Source organism: Amycolatopsis sp. NBC_00438 (assembly GCF_036026695.1).
Lineage (GTDB): Bacteria > Actinomycetota > Actinomycetes > Mycobacteriales > Pseudonocardiaceae > Amycolatopsis.
Map to the genome: position 1 here is coordinate 3,853,660 of NZ_CP107923.1, position 14,659 is coordinate 3,868,318.

At 73.6% G+C, this 14,659-nt stretch carries 15 protein-coding genes; 9 read left to right on the forward strand and 6 right to left on the reverse strand.

Annotated features, from left to right (window positions below; translation table 11 throughout):
- Positions 1-2: 2 nt before the first annotated feature.
- Positions 3-1,088 carry a DUF2235 domain-containing protein gene (locus OG494_RS17120; RefSeq protein ID WP_328456829.1) on the forward strand — a complete coding sequence of 362 codons (1,086 nt, stop codon included), beginning with the start codon at positions 3-5 and terminating at the stop codon, positions 1,086-1,088.
- On the opposite strand, the gene mftD is transcribed toward OG494_RS17120, so the two are convergent.
- Genes mftD through mftE form a run of 4 tightly spaced genes read right to left on the reverse strand, consistent with a single transcriptional unit; the run spans position 1,089 to position 5,200 of the window.
- Positions 1,089-2,264, reverse strand: coding sequence for a pre-mycofactocin synthase MftD (gene mftD / locus OG494_RS17125; protein ID WP_328456831.1), 1,176 nt, complete (start codon positions 2,262-2,264; stop codon positions 1,089-1,091). It lies immediately after the preceding gene.
- Positions 2,261-3,691, reverse strand: coding sequence for a mycofactocin biosynthesis glycosyltransferase MftF (mftF, locus tag OG494_RS17130; RefSeq protein WP_328456833.1), 1,431 nt, complete (start codon positions 3,689-3,691; stop codon positions 2,261-2,263). The genes mftD and mftF overlap by 4 nt, the downstream gene beginning before the upstream one ends.
- On the reverse strand, positions 3,688-4,473 hold the full coding sequence (locus OG494_RS17135) for a mycofactocin-coupled SDR family oxidoreductase (RefSeq protein WP_328456834.1): 786 nt from the start codon (positions 4,471-4,473) through the stop codon (positions 3,688-3,690). The genes mftF and OG494_RS17135 overlap by 4 nt, the downstream gene beginning before the upstream one ends.
- A gap of 37 nt (positions 4,474-4,510) precedes the next feature.
- Entirely contained in the window at positions 4,511-5,200 is a 690-nt protein-coding gene (gene mftE, locus OG494_RS17140; RefSeq protein WP_328456835.1) for a mycofactocin biosynthesis peptidyl-dipeptidase MftE, read from the reverse strand.
- 95 nt (positions 5,201-5,295) lie between these two features.
- On the opposite strand from mftE, the gene mftR reads away from it, so the two are divergent.
- Entirely contained in the window at positions 5,296-5,925 is a 630-nt protein-coding gene (gene mftR, locus OG494_RS17145) for a mycofactocin system transcriptional regulator (protein ID WP_328456836.1), read from the forward strand.
- Here the strand turns inward: mftR and OG494_RS17150 are convergent.
- Both OG494_RS17150 and OG494_RS17155 read right to left on the reverse strand, forming a co-directional pair.
- Complete coding sequence (locus tag OG494_RS17150; protein WP_328456837.1) at positions 5,911-6,585, reverse strand: GntR family transcriptional regulator; 675 nt, start codon at positions 6,583-6,585, stop codon at positions 5,911-5,913. The two genes, mftR and OG494_RS17150, sit on opposite strands and share 15 nt — an antisense overlap.
- A gap of 56 nt (positions 6,586-6,641) precedes the next feature.
- Positions 6,642-7,235 (reverse strand): hypothetical protein, encoded by a 594-nt coding sequence (locus tag OG494_RS17155; protein ID WP_328456839.1) that lies wholly within the window; start codon positions 7,233-7,235, stop codon positions 6,642-6,644.
- A 290-nt stretch (positions 7,236-7,525) separates the two neighbouring features.
- Here OG494_RS17155 and OG494_RS17160 point away from each other — a divergent pair, with 290 nt between their 5' ends.
- Genes OG494_RS17160 through OG494_RS17190 form a run of 7 tightly spaced genes read left to right on the forward strand, consistent with a single transcriptional unit; the run spans position 7,526 to position 14,645 of the window.
- A complete protein-coding gene (locus OG494_RS17160) occupies positions 7,526-8,485 on the forward strand; it encodes an ArsR/SmtB family transcription factor (RefSeq protein WP_328456841.1) in 960 nt (319 codons plus the stop codon).
- 49 nt (positions 8,486-8,534) lie between these two features.
- The gene (locus tag OG494_RS17165; RefSeq protein ID WP_328456843.1) at positions 8,535-9,551 is read left to right on the forward strand and encodes an Lrp/AsnC family transcriptional regulator; all 1,017 of its coding nucleotides are present in this window, start codon (positions 8,535-8,537) and stop codon (positions 9,549-9,551) included.
- Positions 9,548-10,435, forward strand: coding sequence for a polysaccharide deacetylase family protein (locus OG494_RS17170; protein ID WP_328456845.1), 888 nt, complete (start codon positions 9,548-9,550; stop codon positions 10,433-10,435). Before OG494_RS17165 ends, OG494_RS17170 begins: the two co-directional genes overlap by 4 nt.
- The gene (locus OG494_RS17175; RefSeq protein ID WP_328456847.1) at positions 10,432-11,721 is read left to right on the forward strand and encodes an MFS transporter; all 1,290 of its coding nucleotides are present in this window, start codon (positions 10,432-10,434) and stop codon (positions 11,719-11,721) included. The genes OG494_RS17170 and OG494_RS17175 overlap by 4 nt, the downstream gene beginning before the upstream one ends.
- Positions 11,721-12,500, forward strand: a complete 780-nt coding sequence (locus OG494_RS17180; RefSeq protein WP_328456849.1) for an SDR family NAD(P)-dependent oxidoreductase — start codon at positions 11,721-11,723, stop codon at positions 12,498-12,500. Before OG494_RS17175 ends, OG494_RS17180 begins: the two co-directional genes overlap by 1 nt.
- A complete protein-coding gene (locus OG494_RS17185; protein WP_328456851.1) occupies positions 12,493-13,479 on the forward strand; it encodes a ketopantoate reductase family protein in 987 nt (328 codons plus the stop codon). Before OG494_RS17180 ends, OG494_RS17185 begins: the two co-directional genes overlap by 8 nt.
- Positions 13,476-14,645: a M20 family metallopeptidase gene (locus OG494_RS17190; protein ID WP_328456853.1), complete on the forward strand. Its 1,170-nt coding sequence runs from the start codon at positions 13,476-13,478 to the stop codon at positions 14,643-14,645. Before OG494_RS17185 ends, OG494_RS17190 begins: the two co-directional genes overlap by 4 nt.
- The last annotated feature ends 14 nt before the right edge of the window (positions 14,646-14,659 follow it).

Below are 14,659 nucleotides of genomic sequence, written 5' to 3' on the forward strand. Positions count from 1 at the left end.
CCATGAAACGTCTCGTGATCTGCTGTGACGGCACGTGGAACACACCGGACCAGACCTCCGGGGGAACGCCGAGTCCCACGAACGTCACGAAGCTGGCGCTGGCCGTCGCCGGGAAAGCCGACGGCGTCCCGCAGCTCCTGTACTACCACCGCGGTGTCGGGTCCTACGGCCGGCCGAGGCTGCGTGGCGGCGCGTTCGGGGTCGGCGTGTCCCACGACGTGCTCCGCGCGTACCGGTTCGTCGTCGAGAACTACGAGCCGGGTGACGAGATCTTCCTGTTCGGGTTCAGCCGTGGTGCCTTCACCGCCCGCAGCGTCGCGGGCCTGATCCGGAACGCCGGGGTCCTCAAGGCGGCCGCCATCGAGCGGATCGACGACGCCTACGCGTTGTACCGCGCCCGGGCGATCAGGCCGCGGGACATCGAGTCGGAGCTGTTCCGGCGGTCCTACAGCCACGAGACGGCGGACTTCCACACCCGGATCCGGTTCATCGGCGTGTGGGACACGGTGGGCGCGCTGGGGATCCCGACCATCGGGCCGAAGTTCCTGACGAACTGGATCAACCGGCGCTTCGCCTTCCACGACACCGAGCTGAGCAGCAGGGTCGACGTCGCCGTGCACGCCGTCGCGATCGACGAGCAGCGCAAGGCCTTCAGCCCGGCGCTGTGGACGCGGCACGACGACGCCGGCGACCAGGTGCTCGAGCAGGTCTGGTTCTCCGGGGTGCACAGCGACGTCGGGGGCGGCTACCCGGACTCGTCCCTCTCGGACATCGCGCTCATGTGGCTGGCGGGCCGGGCGGCGAGGCACGGTCTGGGGTTCCGGGACGGTGCGTTCACGACCGACGCCGGGTGGGGCGTGGAGAAACTCCCCGCGGTGCACGCGAACCCCCTCGGCGAGATCCACCAGTCGCGCAAGGGGATCTACTGCCTGCAGCGACGCCTTGAGCGGCTTCGCCTCGACCTGCGCAACGCCGTCGCCATGTCGGTCGCGTCGACCGCCGTGCGCCGGCACGACGCCGACGCCACGTACCGCCCGCCCGGTTTCGAGGGGTTCGTCAACGCCGTCCCGGTCACCGACGTCGGGTGATCAGCCGACGGCGACGCCGAGATCGGCCTCGAACCCCGGGGGCACCAGGACGTCCGACCGGGTGAGGTCGTGCACGCTTTGCTTGCCCAGCGCCAAGAGCGTCGAGTCGATGCCGTTGCGCAGCACGTCGAGGACGTTCTCCACGCCCGCCTGGCCGTCCGCCGCCAGGCCCCACAGGTACGCGCGGCCGATCAGCACGGCGCGGGCGCCCAGGGCCAGCGCCTTGACGACGTCGCTGCCGCGGCGGATCCCGCCGTCCAGCAGCACTTCCACGCGGTCGCCGACCGCCTCGGCGATCGCCGGGAGCGCGCGGATCGTCGCCGGGGTGCCGTCGAGGTTGTTGCCGCCGTGGTTGGACACCGAAATCGCGCTGACGCCGGCGTCGACCGCGCGGCGGGCCTCGTCGACCCGGATGACGCCCTTGAGCAGGAACGGGCCGTCCCACCGCGCCCGCAGCCAGGCCACGTCCTCCCACGACGGCGGCGGCGTCTGCATCCACTGGCCGTACGCGCCGAAGAACGTCGGCGCCGGTTCACCGGGCCGGGCCATGTTCGGCACGCCGAGGTCCGGCAGCGCGCGGGTGCGCACGTAGTCGAGCAGCCACCGCGGGTGTGTCAGGCCTTCCGGGGCGAAGCGCAGCAGCTCGCGGAAGTTCAGCCGTTCCGGGATGTGCGGGCTGCCCCAGTCGCGGCTGTGCGAGAACGACCAGTCCAGGGTCAGGATGATGCCGACGGCCCCGGCCGCGCGGGCGCGCTCGAGGCGGCGCTGGATGTCCTCGCGGGTGCCGGTCCAGTAGACCTGGAAGTAGGTGTTCGGGTTGGCCGCGACGACCTCCTCGATCGGCTTGCTGCCGAACGAGCTGAGCCCGATCGACGTCCCGCGCGCGGCGGCGGCCCGCGCCACCGCCACTTCGCCGTCCGGGTGCACCGCCTGCACGCCCGTCGGGGAGATCAGCACCGGCAGGGCGACGTCGCGGCCGAGCACGTGCGTGCTCAGGTCGCGCTGGCCGAAGTGCCCGGCGGTGCGCGGCGCGAACCGCAGTTCGTCGAACGCGCCGAGGTTGTCGGCCAGCGTCAGGCCCTTTTCGGAGCCGGCGATCAGGGCGGAGTAGACGGAACCGGGGAGACGCTTCTTCGCGCGTCGCCGGGCTTCGGCGACGGACTCGAACCAGGTCATCGTGTTCCCTTCGGGTCGATCTTGAGCGGGCGCCGCACGACGGCCGGGCGGACCGGCACCGTGGTGCGCTGCGCCAGGCAGCCGGCCCAGACGCCGGCGCCGTAGGCGATGTCGTCGGCGATCGCGGCCGCGGTGTAGCGGACGGGATCGAGCTCCGGCCGCCGCTGCGCCCACGCGGTCAGTGGGGGGCCCAGCAGCAGCGAAGCGACGGCAGCGCGGCGGCCCCATCGCCGCCGACCGCCGGGCACCAGCAGCGCGGCCAGGAGCGGGGCCGCGAACTGGGTGCCGTAACGGCCGCACCCGAGCCAGGTCTGGCGGACGGCGGTGGCCATCGCGCGCCCGACCCCGGCGGCCGGGACGTCGTGGGCGCGCAGGAGCCGGACCATGCTGCCCACCGAGCCGCCGAACGCGAGCGCGGCGAGCGCCGGGCGGCGGGCCAGCAGCGCGCCGACGGTCAGCGCGGGCCAGGGGTGCAACGCCAAGGGCGCCAGCGCTTTCGGGTGCCGCAACGCGAGCGCCGCGGCGGACGTGCCGTAGCGCGCCCGGCGTCCCAGCAGGTCACGCCAGGTCTCCGGCTCGTGGTGGCCGACGGCGACGTCCGGGGCGTAGCGGACCCGCAAGCCGGCTTCGTGGATTCGCCAGACCAGGTCGACGTCCTCCCCGACGCGCAGCGCCGGATCGAACACCGAGCCGTCGACCGCGACCGACGTCAAAGCGCTGCGGCGGACCACGAGCGCGGCGGTCGGGACGTACGACACCCGCGTGCCCGGCGCGACCCGCGCGGGCCGGTGGCCGAGGTCGAGGCTGCCCGCGGCGCGGGTGTACCGGCCGGCCCAGGTGTCGGGCGCCAGGGCGCGCACGCGGGGGGCGACGGCGGCGAGCAGCGGGTCGGCGAAGTGCGCGGCGAGGCGGTCGGCCCAGCCGCCGGCCGGGACGCAGTCGCTGTCCAGGAAGGCGATCAGCTCGGTGGACACGTGCTCCAGCGCGGTGTTGCGCGCGGCGCCGGGGCCGCCGTTGACGTCGCGGCGCACCAGCTTCGCGCCGTGCGCGGCGGCCACGGCCGCGACGGCGGCGGGGTCGTCGGAGCCGTCGTCGACGACGAGCACGGGGTGCTTGTGGTCGAGACCGGCCAGGCAGCGGCCGAGCAGCTCCGCGCGGTCGCGGACCGGGACGACGACGGTGACGTCCGCGGGCGCGCCGGGCTCCGGCGGCACGGGGTGCGCGAGACCGGCGTCGGTGAGCCGGCGGGCGAGCGCGCCCGTGGCCGCGGAGGTGACCGGTCCGTCACCGAGCTCCTGCCACGCCTTGCGGCCGGCCCCGGTCAGCCGCAGCACGCGGGCCGGGGACCCGCCGAACCAGAGGCCGTCGGCCAGTTCGCGGGTGTCCTGGTCCAGCGCGACGCGGAACCCGGGCGGCAACGGGGTCACAGGGCGAGCCCTCCGTCCACCGGCACGACCGCGCCGGTCATCGCACGGGCGTCCGTGCCGGCGAGGAACGCCAGCACGGCGGCGACTTCCGCCGGGTCGAGGAGCCGGCCGAGCGGCTGCTGACCGGCGAACGCGGCGGCCTCGGGCAGGTCGTAGAGCCGGGCGCTCTCGGCGAGGATCGGCGTGTCGGTCGAGCCGGGGCTGACGGCGTTGGCGGTGACGCCGGTGCGGCCCAGCTCGGCGCCGAGCGCGCGGATCAGCCCGGCGACACCGGACTTCGCGGCGCAGTAGGCCGCCAGCATCGGCAGGCCGCGGGTCGCGGCTGCCGAGGCGACGGCGAGAAAGCGCCCGGCGCGGGGCTCGGGCCGGCGCAGCAACGCGGGCACGGCGGCCCGGGCGAGGTGGACGACGCCGTTCAGGTTGACCTCGAGCACGGCTTTCTCCTGCGCTTGCGGGACTTCCCAGAGCGGTAGTCCCCCGGCGATCACGCCCGCGGCGGCGATCGCGACGTCGAGCCCGCCCCAGCGACGTTCGGCTTCGGCGACGGCGGCGGCCATGGCTTCGGGATCGCGGACGTCGGCGACGAAGGCCGCGACGTCGCCGCCCGCCTTCTCGACGACGGCGGCCAGCTCGGCCGCGGTGCCCATGGGGTACGGCAGGGCCGGGTCGTCGGCGGTGACGTCGACGGCGAGGACGGCGTAACCCTGTTCCGCCAGGCGGCGGACGGTCGCGGCGCCGATCCCGCGGGCCGCGCCGGTGACGAGGGCGGTGCGCGTGCTCATGCGACCACCGCCGGATCGTCCACAAGAGACACCGGAGTCATCGCGCCGCCACCGGGTGCCAGCGGTCCACCTGGGACACCAGGGCGGCCGTCAGCTCGGCCAGCAGCTCCCGGCCTTCCGCCGCCGTCGCCGATGTCGGATCGCCCAGCACTCCGGTCGCCGTCACGGCCCGGACGCCGCCTTCGCGCAGCAGCGGCAGCACGTCCCCCAGCGGCCGCGTGTCCCCCACGACCGCGCGGTCCATCCGCACCCGGGCAGGCCGCAACGCCAGCTGCAACGCCGTTTCCGGCCGGCCGGCGTGCGGGTCGCCCGGCCACCGCGGCCGGAAGACCTCGACATCGCGCGATTCGGCCCGCAGCCGGGCGACGGCCCGCGCGACCGGGCCCGCGTTGCCGCCGTGGGCGGAGACGAACAGCAGCCGGCCGAACGTCTCGGCCGCGGACCGGCCCAGCTCGACCAGCAGCAGCTCGGTCGCCTCCTGACCGATCGACAGCGTCCCGGCGAAGCCCGCGTGCTCGCCGCTGGAGCCGTACGCGACCGCGGGCGCCACCAGGACATCCGGCCGGGCGGCCGCGAGCCCGTCGCACAGGGCTTGGGCGATGTCGGTGTCGGTGGTCAGCGGCAGGTGCGGGCCGTGCTGCTCGGTCGCGCCGACCGGCACCGCCAGGATCGCCCCGGCCGCCGCGCGCTCGGCGACGTCCGGCGAGGGCAGCTCCGCCAGCCGCATGGTCAGCTCCCTATTTCGACACTCGGTGACGAATATCAGGCAGAGTAATGTCACCCCGTGTCGGAAACAAGGCTCCCGAAGGAAACCGCACTCGGATGACCGAACCGCCCCCCGTCGCCCGCCGCGGCCGCCCGCCGGGCACCAGCGCCCGTGAGCTGGAGGTCATCGCGCTGCGCCTGTTCACCGAACGCGGCTTCCACGAGACGACGGTCGACGAGATCGCCGCGACCGCCGGCGTCAGCCGCCGCACGTTCTTCCGGTACTACGACGCCAAGTCCGACGTCCTGTGGAACGAGTTCGACCGGGAGGTCGAGACGATCCGGAAGCTGCTCGCCGACGCGCCCGGCGACCTGCCCGTGATGGACGCCGTCCGCGAGGCGGTCCTGGCCGCGAACCACTACCGCGCCGAGGACGTCCCCGAGCTGCGGCTGCGGATGAGCCTGCTCAGCTCGGTCCCCGAGCTGGCCGCGAGCGCGACGATCCACTACGACGCCTGGGAACGCGCGGTCAGCGCCTACGTCGGCGCGCGGACCGGCCAGCCCGCGGATTCCCTGTACCCGCTGGCCGTGGGCCGGGCGGTGCTCGCGGCGTGCCGCGCGGCGTACGAACGCTGGTCGGCCCGGGCCGACGCCGACCTGACGGTCTACCTGGACGCGGCGCTGCGGGCGCTGACCGCGGGCTTCGCCGACGCCGCGCTCACGGCCGAGCCGTCACCGGCCGGCTGAGGGTCCCTTGCCGGTGAGGATGTCGAACGCGTGCCGGCGGTGGGTGGCGAACAGCTCCAGCGCCGCCTCGCGGTCACCGGCGCGCAGCGCGGCGGCCAGCCGACGGTGTTCCTCCGGGATGGCGGCGAGGTAGCCGTCGGCCTCGACGCCGACGCGCGTCAGCAGGAACAGGTGCACCTGCGAGCGGATCGCCTGCCACGCCTCGAGCAGCCGCCGATGACCCGCGGCGGCGTAGACGGCGTCGTGGAAACCGATGTCGCAGCGGACCATCTCGTGCTCGTCAGCGGCCCGCGCCATGTGCGCGACAGCGAGGTCGACGGCCGTCAGCCCCTCGGCCGGGGCTCGCTCGATCACCAGCGCGACGGCGAGCTGTTCGAGGGCCGCCCGCAGCGTGTCGAGCTCGGCGACGTCCTGCTCGGACAGGGCCGTCACGGTCGCGCCGCGGTGCCATTCGCTGCGCGCCAGGCCTTCCCGCTCGAGCCGGAGCAGGGCTTCCCGCACCGGCCCGCGGCTGACGCCCAGCGCGGCGGACAGCTCCACCTCGCGCAGCTGGCTGCCGGGCGGGTAGGCGCCGTCGAAGATGGCGTCCCGGATCCGGTCGGCGACCTCGTCGGCCAGCCCCCGGCGCCGCGCGGGCGCGACCCGGCCGGGTTCGCTCATCGCTGTCCTTCCTCCAGGCTTGTCCCAAAGTTAACATCGCCGGCCCAGGACGGCCCTCACAGATCCGAGGCGCGCCGGAAGGCTTGGCCCAGCAGCAGGACGACGCCGAGCCCGAGCAGCCAGCCCAGCAGGAACCCGGCGGTCAGCGGCCACGGCACCGACGTCCGCCACCACCGGTACCCCGCGGCCAGCAGCGCGGCGGCCAGGCTCAGGAAGCCGACACCTTCGAACGCCAGCCTGGTCGGGTGCGCGAAGTTCCAGCCGGTGACGCTGAACCAGCCGCGCGTGGCGGGGGCGGCCAGCGCCGAGGTCCGCCACGACTCCCACCGGACCTGCCCGCCCAGCCGCTCCGCCAGCGACTCGCGCACGTACCGGCGGATCAGCTTGATGTGGAAGTCGTGCAGGATGTAGCGGCAGCCGAGCAGGTACGCCGCGAACGGGATGAGCAGCAGCAGGGCGAAGTTCGACGTCGAGATAGCCACGCTGGAGATCGCGCCCGCGGAGGCCAGCTGGAGGGCGAACACGCTCCACTGGACCGTCGCGCGGCGCTCGGTCTCGGTCCGCAGCGCGCTGTACTCGGCGAGCAGGATCTGGGTGCGGATCGCCGGATCGACCTCGTCGTCGGATCGGGGATCGCCGGGCTGCGCCATGCGACCAGGATCGCACGGCGGGCGCCCCGGCATCGCCGCCTCGGACGTCCCCGCCGGGTGGCCCGCACGCGGCCGCCGTCCCCGGTCACGGGACGTGCCCGCAACCCTCCCCCAGCCGGCTGCGGGCACGTCCCGTCGAGGAGAAACCTCCCAGGTGCGTGCGAGCGGCGTCAACGAACCCGAAAACGTTTCGCACCTGGCCGAAACGAGGCCCGGCGAAGATCACGGCGGCCGCGGCGGAAATCGCGCCCGACCAGCGCTATCCTCGCCGGGAAAGGGGTGCGCCCGGCATGTTGGAGATTCACTTCACGGACGCGGACCTGGCGAAGCTGACCATCGCCGAGGACGCCGACCCGATGTGGGAGCTGCTGATGAGCAGCTACCGGATCCGGCGACCCGAGGGCGAGCCGTTCTTCGGCCGGTGGCGCCGGGGGTCACGCTCCGCGGTCCCCGCGTCGGGGCGGCTGCTCATGTCCGCCGTCCCGCCGTACGGGTACTGCCCCGACTTCCTCACCCCGCCCGGCGCCCCCACGGTCGGCGACGGCATCACGGCGGTGCTCGAAACCCCGGCGCGGCTCCTGGCCGCCGACGTCGCCGAGCTCGCCGCGCAGGGTACCCGCGTGCCGCCGTGGCTGCGCCGCCTCGGCGACGGCGAGACGCGCGAGCTGCGCCGGCTGGGCACGGCGCTGCACGACTACTACCGCCAGTGCCTCGCCCCGGACTGGCCGGCGATCCGCCGCACGGTCGCGCGCGAGCGCCGCCGGCTGCAGTCGAGCCTCGAGCGCGGCGGGCCCCAGCTGCTGCTCTCGACCCTGCACCCGGACATCACGTGGAGCCCGCCGGTGCTGCAGGTCCGGTTCCCGGTCGAGCAGACGCTGCACCTCGACGGCCGCGGCCTCCGGCTGCTCCCGACGTTCTTCGCCCACGGCATGCCGACGACGTACAAGGACCCGGGCCTGCCGCCGGTGCTCGTCTACTCGATCGGCCACACCAGCCTGGACAGCGACGCCGAGCCCGGCCCGTCCCTGGCCGCGCTGCTCGGCCAGACCCGCGCCCGCGCTCTCATGACGGTGGCGATCACCCGCTGCAACACGAGCGAGCTCGCGGAGCTGACCGACATCTCGCTGGCCACGGCCAGCCAGCACGCATCGGTGCTGCGGGCGAGCGGGCTCATCACCAGCACGCGCGTGGGCAAGTCGCAGATCCACGAGATCACCCCTCTGGGCCTGGGCGTCATCCGCGCCAGTTGACTCTTTCTTGCATCAAGACCCCTTGACTTGACGTATTCCTGCATTCAGGATGCGTCTCGTGCAGAATGAAGTCAAAGCGACCGACCTGGACCGGCGCATCGTCGGTGCCCTGCAGCTCAACGGCAGGGCCTCGTGGGGTGCCGTCGCGCGGCACGTCGGCGCGAGTGAGTCCACCGTGCTGCGGCGCGCCGCGCAGCTGACCGAGAGCCGGCAGCTGCGGGTGATCGCCGTGGTCGACGTGTTGCGGTGCGGGCTCGGCGTGCCCGTGCTCGCCCGGCTGCGGTGCCGGCCCGGCACGGCCGCCGGCGTCGCCGAAGCGCTCGCCGCGCGGCCCGAGGTGCGCTACGCGAGCGTGCTGGCCGGCAGCGCCGACTGCTCGGCCGAGTTCGTCCTGCCGTCCTACCGCGACATCGCGCGGCTGCAGCGCGCCGGGTTCCCGGCCGCCGGCGACGTCCACGACGTCGAGACCTTCGCCGTGATGCGCACCTTCACCTCCAACCACGACTGGGACTCCGGCGAGCTGAGCCCGGAAGCCGTCGCCGACCTGCGCGGCGGGGACGTGCGGCCGTTCGAGGAGCAGCACTGGGAGCGCCCGCCCGAGCAGCTCGACGAGGTGGACCTCGCGATCTGCGCGGCCCTGGGCGAAGACGGCCGGCTGCCGTTCAAGGAGGTCTCCCGGCAGATCGGCACCAGCGAGTCCACGGTGGCCCGCCGGGTCGACTCCCTCGTGCGCCGCGGCTGCCTGCGCTTCCGCACCCTCGCCGAGCCCGCGATGTTCGGGTACGCGCTGGAGTTCATGCTCTGGCTCTCGGTCGTCCCCGGCGAGCTCGACCGCGCGGGGCAGCAGCTCGCCGCGCACCCGGGCACCAAGTACCTCTCGGCCACCACCGGCCGGTTCAACCTGGTGGGCCAGATCGTGCTGCGCCACTACGGCGAGCTGTACCGCCACACCACCGACGTCGTCGGCGCGCTGCCCGGGCTCCGGGAGGCCGACGTGACCCTGCAGGTTTCGACGCTCAAGCGCGCGTGGGCCCCGACGCCCGCCGCCGCTTTGGAGGAAGCATGACCGAACAACCCTGGCTGTGGGACGAAACGACGTGGCGAGGGCACGTGGAGCACGTCCGGGCGGGACGCTCACTGCGTCCCGGGTCATGGCCCGGCGGCGCGAAAGTCGCCGTGGCGCTGTCGTTCGACTCCGACCACGAGACGCCCGCGCTGCGCGACGGCGACGTACTGCCCGGCAAGATGGCGCAGGGCGAGTACGGCGCCCGCGTCGGCGTGCCCCGGTTGCTGCGCCTCCTGGAGCGTTACTCGGCACCGTCGTCCTTCTTCGTACCGGCCGTGTCGGCACTTCTGCACGACGGCGAAGTCAAGTCCTATGTGGACGCCGGACACGAAGTCGCGCTGCACGGCTGGATCCACGAGCGCAACACCGCGTTGTCCGAGACCGAAGAGCGTGACCTCGCCTTCCGCGCGGCCGACGTCCTCGAGCGGCTCGCGGGCACCCGGCCGGTCGGCATCCGGACGCCGTCGTGGGACTTCTCCGCGCACACCCTCGCCATCACGCGCGAGCTCGGCCTGAAGTACGACTCGTCGCTGATGGCCGACGACGACTGCTACGAGCTCCTCGAACACGGCGAGCCCACCGGCGTCGTCGAGCTGCCGGTGGAGTGGATCCGCGACGACGCGCCGTACTTCATGATGGACCGCTTCGCGTCGCTGCGGCCCTACACGCCCCCGCGCGGAGTGCTCTCGATCTGGCGCGACGAGTTCGACGCGGCCTACGCCGACGGCGGCCTGTTCCAGCTCACCATGCACCCGCACATCATCGGGCACCGCTCGCGGATCACGATCCTCACCGAACTGCTCGACCACATCGGCGGCCACGACGGCGTCTGGTTCGCCACCCACGCCCAGGTCGTCGCCCACGTCCTCGAGGAGCGGCCATGACGACACTGTCTACAACGGACGTGTCCCACCGGTTGACAGCCCAGCAGCGGAAAGCGATCGTCGCGGGTGCCGTCGGCAACACCGTGGAATGGGTCGACTGGGCCGTCTACGCCACGTTCGCCCCGGTGTTCGCCGGCCAGTTCTTCGCCGGAGGCAACGACACCGCGGCGCTGCTGTCCACTTTGGCCGTGTTCGCAGTCGGGTTCGTCATGCGGCCCATCGGCGGCGCGGTCCTCGGCGCGTACGCGGACCGCCGTGGCCGCAAGAAGGGCCTCACCCTCACCATCTCGCTGATGGCCGGGGCGTCGATCGTGATCGCGGTGTGCCCGACGTACACGCAGATCGGCGTGCTGGCGCCGCTCGTGCTGCTGCTGGCCCGGCTGGTGCAGGGCTTCTCCGCGGGCGGCGAGTTCGGGTCGTCGTCGGCGTTCCTCATCGAGTCGGCTGCGGCCGGGCGGCGCGCGTTCGCCGGGTCCTGGCAGCAGGTCTCGGTGGGCCTCGGCTCCCTGCTCGCGGCGTTGATGGGCACGATCCTGAACTCGACACTGTCCGACGCGGACCTGCACGGCTGGGGCTGGCGGCTGGCGTTCGGCGTCGCCGGGCTGCTCGGCCTGGTCGGGCTCTGGCTGCGGCAGTCGGTGCACGAGACGGAGGCGTTCACCAAGGTCGCCGCGCAGCCGCGCCGGCGCAACCCGGTCGTCGCGATGGTCCGCGACCACCCGGGCGCCGCGCTGCGCGTCGCCGGTATCACCATCGCCGGCACGCTGATCTACTACGTGTGGGTCACCTACATGCCGACGTACGCGCACCTGTCGACCGGCATCCCGCTCAAGACGGCGCTGCTGGCCAACACGCTGGCCATGGTCGTGTTCATCGTGCTGCTGCCCTTCGGCGGCCTGCTGTCGGACCGGCTCGGGCGCAAGCCGACCATGACGGCGTTCGCCGTCGGGTTCGTGGTGTTCGCCTGGCCCGCGTTCCACTTCCTGTCGAACGGGTTCTGGAGTGTGTTCGTCATCGAGCTGATCGGGCTGGTGCTGATCGTCGGGTACTCGGCGAACTGCGCGGTGATCATGGCCGAGCAGTTCCCCGCCGAGGTGCGCACCACCGGGATCGGGCTGCCGTACGCGCTGGCCGTGGCGATCTTCGGCGGGACCGCGCCGTACGTCACGACTTGGCTCAACGCGAACCACCTTGGCAACCTGGTGTGGGTCTACGTCGCGGCCGCCGCCGTGGTCGGCGTCGCGGTGTACCTCACGATGCCCGAGACGAAGGGAAAGGAACTGTAGTGCGCAACGTGCTCGTCACCGGCGCCGGCGGCGGCATCGGCGCCGCGATCGCCGACCGCTTCGCCGCCGCCGGCGACCGCCTGGTGCTGGCCGACCTGCGCCTGGTCGAACTGTCCACAGTGGCCGGACGGCTGCGCGCGGACCACGGCGTCGAGGTCGTCGAACTGCCCGGGGATCTCGCGGACGCGGACCACGCGTCCGGGCTCGTCTCCCAGGCCGGCGCGGTCGACGTCCTGGTCAACGCCGCGGGCATCTACCCCGCCACGCCGCTGCTGGAGATGACGGCGGCGACGTGGGACCGGGTCCAGGACGTGAACGTGCGGGCCGCGCTGCTGACGACTGTCGCGTTCGGACGCGCCGGCCGTCCTGGCGCGGTCGTCAACATCTCCTCCGGCGCGGCGACCCGCGCGCGGCCGGGCGCCGCGCACTACGCGACGTCGAAGGCCGCCCTGGAAATGCTGACCAAGGCGAGCGCGGTCGAACTCGGCGGGCTCGGCATCCGCGTGAACGCCGTCAGCCCGGGGTTCGTCACCGTGGACAGTGACGCGAACCCGGTCACCGAGGAGTACGCGGCGGCGGTGTCGGTGAACCCGCTCGGCCGCCGCGGCGAGCCGCGCGAGATCGCCGACGCGGTGTTCTGGCTCGCCGGACCGGAAGCGGGCTGGATCACCGGCGCGATCCTGCGCGTCGACGGCGGGTCCACCGCGGGCGCGGCCGGGCTGCCACTGCACTGGGCCGGCGGCACCGCCGTCCAAAACGGAGGGGAAACACATGTCTGACCGGCGTTCGTACACCGTGGTCGGCGGCGGCGCGATCGGCGGGACACTCGCCTTCCACCTCGCCCGCGCCGGACACGCCGTGTCCATTGTGGACGCGGACGCTGCGCACGTGGCGGCGATCGTGGACCGCGGTCTCACCCTGCGCCGTCCCGACGGCGACGAAACGGTCGACCTGCCCGCGTTCGTGCCGGACAACGCTCCCCCGGTGCTGGGCCGTGTGCTGCTCGCCGTCAAGGCGCAGGCCACCGAGAACGTGCTGCAGTGGCTGGAGCCGCGGCTCGCGCGCGACGGGTTCGTCGTCTCGTTGCAGAACGGGCTGAACGAGGCGCTGATCGCGTCGTACATCGGCGCGGAACGCACAGTCGGCGCGTTCGTGAACCTGTTCGCCGACGTCGCCGAACCGGGCGTCATCCGCGACGGCGGCCTGGGCGCGCTGGTCGTCGGCGAGCCGGACGGGCGGATCAGCGACCGCGTCGAAGAAGTCGTCGCCGACCTGCAAGCGTGGGGCCCGGCCAAGGCGACGGCCAACGTCGAGGGCTACCTGTGGGCGAAGCTCGGCTTCGGCGCGATGCTGACGACGACGGCGCTGGCCGACGCGCCGATGGCCGACCTGATCGACCGCCACCGCCCGCTGATGCACGCGCTCACCGCCGAGGTGCTCACGGCGGCCGGCGACCGGACGCTGGAGGCGTTCGACCAGTTCGACCCGGCGGCGTACCTGCCCGGCGCGTCCGGCCGCGAGGAGGCGACCGACCGGCTGGTCGCGTGGCTGCGGACCCAGCCGAAGGACCGCAGCGGCATCTGGCGCGACATCGCCGTCCGGCACCGGCCGGTCGAGGTGCACCACCACTACGCGCCCGTACTGGCGGAAGCGGACGTACCGTTGCTGCGGGCGATGCTGGCACGGCTGCGGGACGTCGAAGCCGGCGCCGCCGCGATGTCCGAAGACCACCTGAGCGAACTGGAGCGAAGCCTGTGATCCGGGAGTTGCACGAGTGGGTGCGGGCGCACCGCGACGAGCTGCTGGCCGACGTCGCCGCTTACGTCGGCATCGAAACCCCCAGCGACGACAAGGAATGCCTCGCGCGTGGACTGTCCTGGGTGGACGGCTGGCTGCGCGAGCGCCTGGGCGCGCCTTCGACGGTCCGCGACGTCGACGGCGGCGTCCACGGCGACATCAAGGTCTACGACTTCACCGGCACCGGCACGCCGGTCCTGATCCTGGCCCACTACGACACAGTGTGGCCGCTCGGCACCCTTTCCGACCGGCCGTTCACCGTGGACGGCGACCGCGCGACCGGGCCGGGCATCTTCGACATGAAGTCGGGCCTGGTCCACGCGGTGTGGGCGCTGCGCGCGCTGGACGCGGCCGGCCTCCCCCGCCCGGCCGTCCGGCTGGTCCTCAACGGCGACGAGGAGATCGGCAGCCCGGCGTCCCGGCCGGTGATCGAGGAGGCCGCGGCGGGCACGAGCGCGACACTGGTGTTCGAGGCGAGCGCCGGCGGCGCGGTGAAGACCGCGCGCAAGGGCGTCGGCCTGTTCCGCGTGCGCGCCACCGGCGTCGAATCCCACGCCGGCCTGGACCCGACCAAGGGCGCGAGCGCGATCGACGAACTGGCTCGCGCGATCCTGGCCCTGCACGGCCTGGCCGACCCGGCCGCCGGCACGACGGTCAACGTCGGCGTGATCAGGGGCGGGACCAGGCAGAACGTGATCGCGGGCGCGGCGTCGGGCGAGATCGACGTGCGCGTGTCGAGCGCAGCGGAGGCGGCCCGCGTCGACGCGGGCCTGGCGGCGCTGACGGCCCACGACCCGCGGGCGACGGTCACGGTGGAGGGCGGCTGGAACCGCCCGGTGATGGAACGTTCGGCCGCCATCGCCGAGCTGTACGACCTGGCCCGTTCCGCGGCGGCGGAGCTGGGAGTGACGCTGGCGGAGTGCTCGGTGGGCGGCGCGAGCGACGGCAACTTCGTCGCGGCACTGGGCCACCCGGTGCTGGACGGCTTCGGCGCGGTCGGCGACGGCGCCCACGCACGTCACGAGCACATCAGTGTCGAAGGGATGCTGGAACGAACCGCGCTCGCGGCGGCCGTCCTGCACCGGCTCGGCGAAAAGCCGGTGGCACCAGGCAGTCCCGCGGAATAGGCTTCCCCCCGCGG